General features: G+C 46.2%; 5 protein-coding genes. All 5 read right to left on the bottom strand.

What is annotated here, in order from left to right:
- On the bottom strand, positions 1-2,518 hold a 2,518-nt coding region (locus GTQ34_RS11665), incomplete at its 3' end, for a beta strand repeat-containing protein (protein WP_166523976.1).
- A gap of 386 nt (positions 2,519-2,904) precedes the next feature.
- A complete protein-coding gene (locus GTQ34_RS11660) occupies positions 2,905-7,410 on the bottom strand; it encodes a Calx-beta domain-containing protein (RefSeq protein ID WP_166523975.1) in 4,506 nt (1,501 codons plus the stop codon).
- A gap of 240 nt (positions 7,411-7,650) precedes the next feature.
- Complete coding sequence (locus GTQ34_RS11655) at positions 7,651-9,597, bottom strand: OmpA family protein (RefSeq protein WP_166523974.1); 1,947 nt, start codon at positions 9,595-9,597, stop codon at positions 7,651-7,653.
- Positions 9,598-9,609: 12 nt separating this feature from the next.
- Positions 9,610-10,557 carry a PorP/SprF family type IX secretion system membrane protein gene (locus tag GTQ34_RS11650; RefSeq protein ID WP_166523973.1) on the bottom strand — a complete coding sequence of 316 codons (948 nt, stop codon included), beginning with the start codon at positions 10,555-10,557 and terminating at the stop codon, positions 9,610-9,612.
- A 14-nt stretch (positions 10,558-10,571) separates the two neighbouring features.
- Positions 10,572-11,839 (bottom strand): gliding motility-associated C-terminal domain-containing protein (locus tag GTQ34_RS11645; protein WP_208103883.1); only part of this gene is annotated, 1,268 nt, incomplete at its 5' end.

The following is an 11,839-nucleotide window of genomic DNA, read 5'->3' as shown; positions in this document are numbered from 1 at the left end:
CCGTGTTGAGTTCGTTCGTGGGGTCCGCATCGGCGTCGTCCGTGTTAAGGGCCGCCAGTTCCGCATCCGTGGCAAAGGTACCGTCAAGGTCCTGGCTCAATGTGCCACCGGCATCGGTCACCGTTATGGAGGTGCCCGTCAGCCCAACCGCCGTGTTGAGTTCGTTCGTGGGGTCGGCGTCGGCATCGTCCGTGTTGAGTGCGGCAAGCTCGGCGTCCGTGGCAAAGGTAGCATCCAAAGCAGTATCATCTATATCTATATCTACTTCATCGTTACCAGCATCATCAGTAATTGTTATCCTATTTGAACCGGCATTGATATTTTTGAATTCCAGATCTGCACCTGTTTTTCTTGCAAATGTCCCGACACCACCTACACCAACATTCGAAGCTGTATTGGTCTGGCCCGCAGTAGCTGCAAAACCGTCAATATCTGTTTGAAGTTCTTCTATTGCCGCCTGTACGTCCGTACTTGTGGTATTTCCAGCAGGAGTAAAATCAACTCCGGCCGCATCTTGTATTTCGTTGGTCGGGTCGGCGTCGGCATCGTCCGTGTTGAGTGCGGCAAGCTCGGCGTCCGTGGCGAAGGTTCCGTCAAGGTCCTGGCTCAATGTGCCACCGGCATCGGTCACCGTTATCGAGGTGCCCGTCAGCCCAACGGCCGTGTTGAGTTCGTTGGTCGGGTCCGCATCGGCATCGTCCGTGTTAAGGGCCGCCAGTTCCGCATCCGTGGCAAAGGTACCGTCAAGGTCCTGGCTCAGGGTACCGCCTGCATCGGTCACCGTTATGGAGGTGCCCGTCAGGCCGACCGCCGTGTTGAGTTCGTTCGTGGGGTCCGCATCGGCGTCGTCCGTGTTCAGCGCGGCAAGTTCCGCATCCGTGGCAAAGGTGCCGTCAAGGTCCTGGCTCAGGGTACCACCGGCATCGGTCACTGTTATCGAGGTGCCCGTCAGGCCCACGGCCGTGTTCAGTTCGTTCGTGGGGTCCGCATCGGCGTCGTCCGTGTTCAGCGCTGCAAGTTCGGCATCCGTGGCAAAGGTACCGTCAAGGTCCTGGCTCAATGTGCCACCGGCATCGGTCACCGTTATGGAGGTGCCCGTCAGGCCGACCGCCGTGTTGAGTTCGTTCGTGGGGTCGGCGTCGGCGTCGTCCGTGTTCAGCGCGGCAAGTTCCGCATCCGTGGCAAAGGTGCCGTCAAGGTCCTGGCTCAGGGTACCGCCTGCATCGGTCACCGTTATCGAGGTGCCCGTCAGCCCAACCGCCGTGTTCAGTTCGTTGGTCGGGTCGGCGTCGGCGTCGTCCGTGTTAAGGGCCGCCAGTTCCGCATCCGTGGCAAAGGTCCCGTCAAGGTCCTGGCTCAGGGTACCGCCGGCATCGGTCACCGTTATCGAGGTGCCCGTCAGGCCGACGGCCGTGTTCAGTTCGTTGGTCGGGTCGGCGTCGGCATCGTCCGTGTTAAGGGCCGCCAGTTCCGCGTCCGTGGCAAAGGTACCGTCAAGGTCCTGGCTCAGGGTACCGCCTGCATCGGTCACCGTTATCGAGGTGCCCGTCAGGCCGACGGCCGTGTTGAGTTCGTTGGTCGGGTCCGCATCGGCATCGTCCGTGTTCAATGCTGCAAGCTCCGCGTCCGTGGCGAAGGTCCCGTCAAGGTCCTGGCTCAATGTGCCACCCGCGTCGGTCACCGTTATCGAGGTGCCCGTCAGGCCGACGGCCGTGTTCAGTTCGTTGGTCGGGTCCGCATCGGCATCGTCCGTGTTCAATGCTGCAAGCTCCGCGTCCGTGGCGAAGGTACCGTCAAGGTCCACTCCCGTGGCACCCGCAGCGGCATTGGTCAGCTCCAGAGTAGTGCCCGTGAGCTGCACGTCCGAAAGCTCGTTGGTGTCGTCCGTGTCGTTGTCGTTGGCGATGTGCGTCGCTATGTCTCCCGCATTGGTCGCGATGTCGACGGTGTTCGTGGCAATGTCAGCTGTATTGGTTGCGATGTCAGCTGTATTTGTTGCTATATCAGCAGTGTTCGTGGCGATGTTGGCAGTGTTGGTCGCGATGTCCGCAGCGTTGGCGGCCACACCTGCACTGTCGTCCAAGTCGCTCAGGTCCGCGCTCACGGAACTCGTACCCTCGTTAATCGTCAATACGTTCGTGGGCGCATCGTAACTCGCAGAGCTGATGTCGTCGTCTGTTCCACTCAATCCGGATAAATCAACTGAAACGATATTACCATCTTCAATCTCCAACGAAAGTATATTGGTCGCCCCATTAAAGGTAAAATTCTGCAACTGCTGGTCATCCGTTGAAGTCAATTCCCATGAATTTCCGTCCCAGAAAAAAATCCTGCCAGTTGTTGTATTCACATAGATGTCCCCAGCATCTGCACCACTAGGAGTGGTGGCTCCTGGACTTGAAACCGCTGTTCCTTTTAAAACTTCACAGTTGCATTGGTCTTGAAGGGTAACTGTGGTTTGAGAAAAGGCTATTCCCGAAAATAGAAGTGTGGCAATAGCTATTATGCTCTTTTTCATGAGGTCACTATTAGTTGAGGGTCTTATTTCTTACTTTCTCTGTGTTTTTGCTTGATATTGGCTATCAAGTGTTCTTTCACGTCTTACAAAATTACTTTTACCCATAGGGAGGGAAAATATTTGTTGTGTACCTCCAAAAACCCAAGGTATAGGGGTTATATTTTGAGGTTACAGCATTTTATTTTATTGATTTTAGATTGTAATTCATCGATAAAAGCTACATTTTTCAAGGTGTTTGGGAGGTGCTAAATTTTCTAGAAACATCTTTCTTGGCAATAAATCTCAACCTTCAATAGGGTATTTTAGGTGCTAGAACTGTATGGATTTTTGCTCTAATTATGTCAAGTTTGATTTAAGAAAAAATATACCTTGTGATAGTTAGGCCCTTAATTTTTATTCACGCGATACGTAATCCTTCGATTAGTAATAACAGATGCTACTTTGATTGAACTAAAAGGCGAAAACTCGGAGGTTGAGTTTGCCAAAGTTCCTGTTGCGGTTATTTTATTTCCTACTGTTGTTCCGTTGGGAAGTGCTAGCAAAAATTCAAATCTGTTGGTCGCGTCCGTGTTTCCATCCGCATCGGTATAAGATGAACTGCTTGCATCCAAGTCTGAACCGCTACCTTCTGTTGCTGTGGCTATATAAACTTGACCTTCACCATAATCGGTTGATTGGCCTAAGGTGTTATCACCATCACTGGCAGTTCCTTGGTTGATGTCCGTAAAGAAAAATTCAACAATGGTTCCAGGTCTTGCCCAACCTTTAACTACCAAATTTGTTCCAGATATGGTCACAAAATTGATTATGGGAAAATTGTTAAGATTATTGGGACCTGTATCACTATCTCCATTATCATTCAAAGTAACCCCATCTCCATTTAAATCTATTCCAAGAGCTGGAGCGGCAGTTCCATTGGCATAAAACGAGTTTTGACTTATCAAATTGCCAGTTCCCGAACCGGTCACGGTAATACCTGTGCCTCCGTTAGCATACACTATATTGCTGGTAATCTGTGAGTTGCTCCCCCCCAGTTCAATACCCATGTTTTTTACAGTTCCGGAACAATTTCCGCCATCTTGCCCTGAACCGGTAATTGTGTTTTCATTAATTATTATACTGCCTGAACTGGTTGCTGCATCAATACCTAAAGAAGCTGCATTTTCAATCAGATTTTGTTGAATCGTAATTCCGTTTCCTCCAGTTATGGTAATATTGTCATCACAAGTGGCATCACCATTAGCTGTAATATGGTTATTTTGGATGGTATTGGATGTTCCACCGGCAATCAAAATTCCCCCATCTGTATTTGTTGCAATATAATTGCTGTCAACCACTATATCCCCTGATTGATTTTCCACACCATGGTCAATATTTCCAGAATTAGTTCCAGATGCATTGACCCCCAATACATTTTCAATGATATTGGCTGAGCCATTGTCTATCCGGATTCCAGCATTACTATTGGCGTAAATGGCAAGATTACGAATGGTATTGTTTGTTCCTTCGGTCCTAAAAACATCTCCGCCATTTCTATGAACTTGTATCTCTGGCAAATTATAATTTGGAAGTACAGTTGCGGAAACTCCAACAGTTGTTCCGCCAGAACCTATGGTTCCAGCATTCGTATTTCCGGAGTATGCAGTCTGTGTGCGACCATCTATTGAAGTGTTGTCTGAGGCAATGCTCGATAAGGGATTGCCATTGGAAATAGAAATATCAGCAAAACTGCCTGAAAAATTAGTGTCTGCTGTTCTTCCCAAGGGGTCGGTGGCATTAGGAATCATGAATATTGAGGTGTCTATTCCAGAAGCTGGGTCAAAAATGCTGTTGGCTTCGATATCCAAGCCGGTTTCATCTAAACTATTAGAGTTTACAATGAACTGTTCCAAAGAGCCTTGCCCATCTTCGTTGGAGTTAACGATAGTATTGAAATTGAAACCAAAATCCAATCCTACTACACCGTTGCCAGATATGCTCACCGCTGAAGTTGTTTGCGCTCCTGTCAAGGTACCCACTGCCGAATCTTCTAAAGCGGGAGAAGCTCCCCCCACCTCGTCGGTAACGTCGACAAAACTTCCTGATGTATTGAAGTTTCTATAAGTTTGTACAGGCCAGCAAGTGGTACATCCTATACCGCCTCCTCTACTTGACCTTACGGAAGAGTTTACAACCCGGACGGTGTAGTTTCCGTCCACCATTCCGCCAAAAATATAATCTCCGTTGTTATCAGTTGTTGTTGTTTGAACCAAATTGTTTGATGCATTGTACAATTCCAAAGTTGCATTGTTCACTCCCACTCCAGATGCAGTGGCCATATCTCTTCCCGCTCCCCCAGGATAGTTTACATCTTCAAAGACGGTGCCTGAAATAAGGTTTGATTGAACCCGGATCAAAACTGCATTAAAAAATACCGCATCATTGGCTACAGAAACATTTGCAGTAACTTGAGAATCTCCAGGAGTGATAAAAGTGGATATATTGTAGGTGTCCAAATCCAATCCATAAGGTGTTGGGTCATCAAATGCTGGAGCTTGGGTGTTATCGTAAATGGTTGAATTATAGGCATTGTTCCCTGTTTGTCCTCCATCTCCACTAAGTGTGAAGTTAGTGCCCGACTGGTTTGTGATTGATAGCGTTTCTGATGCACCAGATAGGGTACTATCACCTTCCCAAGATAAGAATGTCGCCTTGGCTCCTGAACCGGCGATTGCATAGAAAGAATCCAATGTGAATGAATCACTACTATTGCGCAACCGCTGAAATCCTTGATATAGGTTAATACTGGCTGCAGGTAGGGAAGGGTCATCATAAAAAACAATCAAAGCCCAACCTCCCAAAACTCCTTGGCTAGCGCAATTGGTGGTATTATCGATGGTTAAATCTGCAAAATCATACGTGTTTGTTGAAGGGTTTGTCACTCCTGAAACAATGGAGGTAACATCACTCAAATAACTCCAGTAGGTAGCTGAGAAGGCATTATAAGCAATATCTGCCGTGACCGCCTGTCCCTCGAAAGTGACATCCGTATCCATGGTTGAGCTCGAATGTGCCCAGTATAAATATGCCTTTCTAATGGTCGCCGTTCCTGGAATGGTTGCAATAAGTGTATTGGAACTTGAGTTGGCGACAGCACACGGGTCGGTACCGTTATCTGCTGTACGTAGGGTATTCCCAGTAACCACATAATCCACATTTCCATAAATTTCTTCATAGAGGGTCAAGGGTGCATCAGAAAGTATTTGGGAATTTATTGTACCGGTTCCTGTATCCGTAATATCCACGGTCCCATCAGAAGTAGATGTGAATTGAATGGTAAAAGTCTCATCATTTTCAACAATGGCATCATTTATAACAGGCACTGATATTATTTCGGTATCACCGAGTGTTCCATTAAAATTCAAAGTTCCAGTGGTGCTCGTGTAGTCGTTTCCTGCAAGAGCCGTGCCATCCACCGTCTGGAAGTTTACCGTAAACGGACCTGAAGCGCTTGCTCCTGTATGGGTCACTGTAAAGACGGCCGTTCCAGCAGTCTCATCCACAGAAACATCCGCGATGCTGAGTGTTGGACCAGGTGTAAAACATGAAACCGTTGCTTCCCATCCGTTGTTTGTCACACTGAAGTCGGATGTAAACCTAAAGGTCAAACATCCCGAAACATCCGTTGAGGTAATGGTACTGGGCAGATTTCCATTATGGAACTGGCCTATTAAAGTACCCCCTGTTGTGGTTCCCTCATAGACAAACAAGAAATCGAAACCGCTTTCCACATCGAAACTGGTGAAATTTACGCGTGTGAAGCTTCCCGGAGTATCTGGGCAAATGGTATAAGTTATGTCTTCATTGTTGGTATAGGTTGATGATGTACCTCCTGAATCCAAAAAAATACCACTACAGGTATTAATAGTCGCTCCGTCAGTTATTATCAATCCGTCATTGTCCGTTATGTTTCCTGTCGCTGTATCAGAAATATCGACTGTTCCGTCGGAGCTGCCCGTGAATTGTATTGTGAAGGTTTCTGAATTTTCTAAAGTCGCATCATCAGTAATAGGAACTGAAATCGTTTCGGTATCACCACTAGTTCCCGTAAAGTTGAGAGTTCCCGAAGTAAAAGAATAATCACTGCCCACTGTTGCAGTTCCATCGGCAGTTTGATAACTCACGGTAAACGGACCTGCTGCGTCCACATTTGAATGCGTTGCGGTGAAAGTGGCAGTCCCTGCATTTTCATCCACAGTGACATCATCAATCGTTATGATTGGGGTCAGAGCAGTTATGGAAAGATCATCTATTCCTCCTTCAATAATATCCCCGGTACTAGATCCGTCCGCTACTGTTACCCGTATAACAACATTTGATCCTGCGGGTATGGTGGCGGTGGCCTCTGTCCAACTGGCATTGATCGTAATATCCCCTATCGAAACCAAATTTGTAAAAGTGGATCCCCCGTTCAAAGAGTATTCGATAAGAAAAAAGTCTCCGGCATCATCCCCATTATCCCGTTGGCCAAAAAAGTACCATATTGACAGTTGTGAAGTGGCGGCAATATTATAAACTGGTGAAGTTGTGATTGCAGTACCTCCATCCACATCGGAGTTTCCCGCCGAGGAATTCGTAGCGGTAAAATAAGCATTGACCCCAGGAGCCGCAGTATGGTCATCTTCCAATTGGGTAATTACCCCACTGGTCGACTCACCTGTTGGGTTGGCTACCACAAAAGTACCTGTTGAGGCCGTACCAGAGGTAGTCCACCCGGATGCTGTACCGCTCTCAAAGTCTTCACTTACCTGTGCGAAAACTGGTTCACTGTTGAAAAGCATTAAAAATACTACTGCACAAAGGGACGCTCCTGTTCTTAAGGAATTATTGATGAGGTTTACTATTTTGTTCACTATGAAGTGTTTAGTAGCTAGAATACATCAAAAGTAAACTTGAAAGCGGTCCAGTAACAAAAAATGTTGTGTAACAGGTCATTACAAACATTAATTGCCGAAAAGATGTTGCCAAGCATTAGGACCATAAAACATGTTCTTTATCGATAACTCTCAACAAAACAAAGCGATTCATAAGGTTTAAAAACAAAAAAAACGGGCAAAAATGCCCGTTTTAATTTCACGCCTTTCTTGGATTCTCTATTCAAAAATGATGAACTCCGACCTACGGTTCAACTGATGTTTTTCTTTAGAACAGGGTATGCCATTGGCACACTCATTGACCAATCGGGTCTCCCCAAATCCTTCTCCGAGCAACCTATCTCGTGATATTCCTTTGGAAACCATGTAATTCACCGTAGATTCAGCCCTTTTCTGGGACAACCACTTGTTATAGGCATCATTACCACGACTATCCGTATGGGAATTCACCTTTATCTTCAAACTTGGATATTTCTCCATGGCCACGATTACCTTTTGTATCTCGATTTCAGCATCAGGCCTGATATTGTATTTGTTCAAATCAAAATAGATTGTGCTCAATTGCAATAATTTGGCCAAATCATCACCAAAACCACCAGTTACCACATCACGTTCCAAATAAAAATCTATTATATGGGGCTTTCCATAGGATCTATTCAAATACTCCTCTGCGGGTACGTAACCATCTCTTGATGCTCTTACAAAATTGCCCGTGGAACAATCCAACTGCAAAACATAATTGCCTTCTTCATCAGTTAAGGTTGAATAAACCTCGTTGTTATCTTCGTCAATGACCATTACCGTTGCTCCCGCCAGAACCTCGTTGGATATCCTATCACGAACGGTTCCACTCACATCCTGGATGCAATCCAATACCAAAGGTTCTGTTTCCGCAAAAACGTAGATATCATCCTCTCCCATACCACCTTCCCGATTGGATGAAAAATAGCCTTTTTTGGTTTCTTCATTTATGATATAGGCAAAATCATCCTTGGGTCCATTTATTGGTCTCCCCACATTGACAATGGGTTGATCATAATCATCAAAGGCAATTTTAGTTGCAAAAACGTCCAATCCGCCCAGACCTTGATGCCCATCAGAAGAAAAGTATAAAATCCCTTCGGAACTAATAAAAGGAAACGTTTCCCGGGCCGTTGTATTTATGTTGCTCCCCAAATTGATTATGGGACCGTAAGTACCATCCCCAATAATCTTTGTCATGAAAATATCGGATTCACCCAAGCTTCCAGGCATATCGGAAACAAAATACAGTCGTTTTTCATCTGGACTCAGTATGGGATGCGCAACGGAATAGGAATCATTGTTGAACGGAAGTTCCAGCACATTGGTCCACTCGCCATCAATCAGCTCGGCACTATAAATCTTTAATCTGATGATTCCTTCTTGGTCTTTGTATTTTTTTCCGTCTAGAAAATTATTTCTAGTAAAATACATGGTGCTTCCATCCTTTGTAACCGCCGAAGTGGATTCATGGAGCCTGGTATTCACATCACCTTCCAATTTAATGACGGTGCTATCTGAGATTTGGTCTGCATCCACTTTATATAAATCCAGAAAATCTCGGGAATTCCAAGTATGCCTATATCGTGCCAAGTTACCTGTATCGCGATCAGAGGAAAAAATAAGTCCCTCTTTATAAAAGGATGCTGCAAAATCTGAGTATTTGCTATTGTATCCAAAAGGTTGCACTTCATACCTTCCCGAATTCTCCTCAATTTTCGCCAAATAATCCTCATCAAAGCCGTCCAATGACGAAGTCATTTCCTTAAACTTGGCCATTATTTGGGTTGACTCATCATACTGCTCCAAGGTTTTCAAACTTTGAGCATAACGGAACAAATATTCTGGTTCAATTTCTCCATCGTAGCTCTCCATCAATTTTTTGTAAATCGCAGCGGCATCTTCGTATCTGGCATTGAAGTAGTAGGAATTGCCCAATTTTTTTAATAAATCTGAGGACACATATCCTTTATCCAACACCTTTTTGTAAATATCGATTGCTGGACTAAAGGAGTATTCTTTATATCGTTCATCCGCTTTTTCTTTTACCTTGGCCTGCTGCCTATCGGGAATACTGTCCTGTGCCTTGACAACCAAAGCACATCCTGAAAACAAAATGATAAATAAGTGTAATTTTTTTAGCATCCTATACCCGTATTAAAAGAATCTGGGTGAAACGGTCCTTTGAAATGCCTTCAACAATTCGAGCCTTATAAAAATTTCAAAAGAGCCATCGTTGAACTGAGTACCTCCCAAATCTGTTGTTTCCCGGTCATAAGCCAAGCCAATCATAAGCTGATCGGTAATTTGAAAACCTGTCAGAGCACTTACCGCAGCATCCCACCTGTAAGCGGCACCAAAACTAAATCTATCGGCAAAAAGGAAATTAGCGGAAACATCAACCTGTAAAGGCGCACCTCCCACGGCCTTCGTCAACAGGGCAGGTTTGAATTTTAGGTTTGCTCCAAAATCAAAAACATATCCGGTAATAAAATAAAAGTTGATTCTTTCCGCTGACAAGAAATTGACCGAATCATCAGAATTGTCATTATCAAAAAACTCAGTCTCCAAAATATTGGGTGCGGAAACCCCGGCATAAAATCGATTTGTATGATAGTAAAGGCCAAGTCCAAAATTGGGAGAAAACTGATTATCAATATTATCCTGTTGGACCACTTCTTGATCAAAATTCCTAAGACCGTTAAAATCCAGACTTATCATATTACCCCCGGCCTTCAAGCCAAAAGAGAGTTTAGCCTCTCTGGCGAATTCAAGGGTATAGGAAACAACAGCATCAAAATAGGTTTCTTGAACTACACCGTCTCCAATGTTGTCATTAACGATTGAAATACCGTATCCCAACCTACTGTTCCTAATGGGTGAATGTAGGTTTATAGTAAATGTTTCTGGAGCTCCATCCAAGCCAACCCATTGCGACCTATACAATCCTGCAAAGCTCAACTGTCCCCTAGACCCCGCATAAGCGGGATTGACACTGAGTGTGTTGAACATATATTGGGTATACTGGGCATCCTGTTGAGCCAAGAGGTTTTGGAATACAGCTCCTAAAAATAGAAATGAAACTAAAAAATGCCTTTTAATCATTATGATACTATCTGTTATCTGCTGATATAAATATATTCGGAGTCTGTAAAACTTCCTTCATCTGTTTCGTAATCAAATATATAAAAATATACTCCTGCTGGAAGGTAATCGTTTACACTCAAGGAAGACCTGCCACGCGAACGTCCATCAAAAACATTATTGATGTTATCATAATCCTCTCCCTCATAAACAGCCACTCCCCAACGATTAAAAATGCGAAGTGTACTGGATCTAATATTTTGGACTCCTCTAATAAATAGGAAGTCATTCTTCAAATCCCCATTGGGGGTCAACATTTGATTTACCTCTATTTTTTCATCATCAGGTATTCCCTCTACGATTACACTCACGGTGGCCGTATCGCAGTTGTCCACATCGGCGATCTCGCAAATGGTGTACTCAATGGAGTAGGTGCCCTCAGGGGTTCCCTCGGCCACGCTCACGCTTCCGTCCTCATTTATCGCCAGCTCGTCCGTGGGGGTCGAGGTCAAGATGACATCCGATAGGGTCACGGGCTCCCCGTCAAGGGTGTCGTTGGACAGTACGTTGCTGTCAGGGATAACGCCTCCAGAGGAATCGGTATTGAACATATCGTCCACCGCATCGATGACGTTGCCCATCCCGGGGCCCACCTCTATGGTCACCGTTGCCGTGTCGCAGTTGTCCACATCGGCGATCTCGCAGATGGTGTACTCAATGGTATAGGTGCCCTCGGGGGTCCCCTCGGCCACGCTCACGCTCCCGTCCTCGTTGATCGTCAGCTCGTCCGTGGGGGTCGAGGTCAGGATCACGTCCGATAGGGTCACGGGCTCACCGTCCAGTGTATCGTTGTCCAGAACGTTGCTGTCCGGGATCACGCCTCCAGAGGAATCGGTATTGAACATATCGTCCACCGCATCGATAACGTTGCCCATGCCGGGGCCCACCTCTATGGTCACCGTTGCCGTGTCGCAGTTGTCCACATCGGCGATCTCGCAGATGGTGTACTCGATGGTATAGGTGCCCTCAGGAGTCCCCTCGGCAACGCTCACGCTCCCATCCTCGTTGATGGTCAGCTCGTCCGTGGGCGTTGAGGTCAGGATCACGTCCGATAGGGTCACGGGCTCCCCGTCAAGGGTGTCGTTGTCCAGCACGTTGCTGTCAGGGATAACGCCACCAGAGGAATCTGTATTGAACATATCGTCCACCGCATCGATGACGTTGCCCATCCCGGGGCCCACCTCTATGGTCACCGTGGCCGTGTCGCAGTTGTCCACATCGGCAATCTCGCAGATGGTGTACT

The organism is Flagellimonas ochracea (genome assembly GCF_009903685.1).
GTDB classification, from domain to species: Bacteria; Bacteroidota; Bacteroidia; order Flavobacteriales; family Flavobacteriaceae; genus Flagellimonas; species Flagellimonas ochracea.
This window is presented reverse-complemented; position numbering and strand designations above follow the sequence as displayed.

Excerpts from the sequence above, each read along its gene's own strand:
- GTQ34_RS11655 (WP_166523974.1), bottom strand. The coding sequence starts at position 9,597 with ATGCTAAAAAAATTACACTTATTTATCATTTTGTTTTCAGGATGTGCT.
- GTQ34_RS11650 (WP_166523973.1), bottom strand. The coding sequence starts at position 10,557 with ATGATTAAAAGGCATTTTTTAGTTTCATTTCTATTTTTAGGAGCTGTA.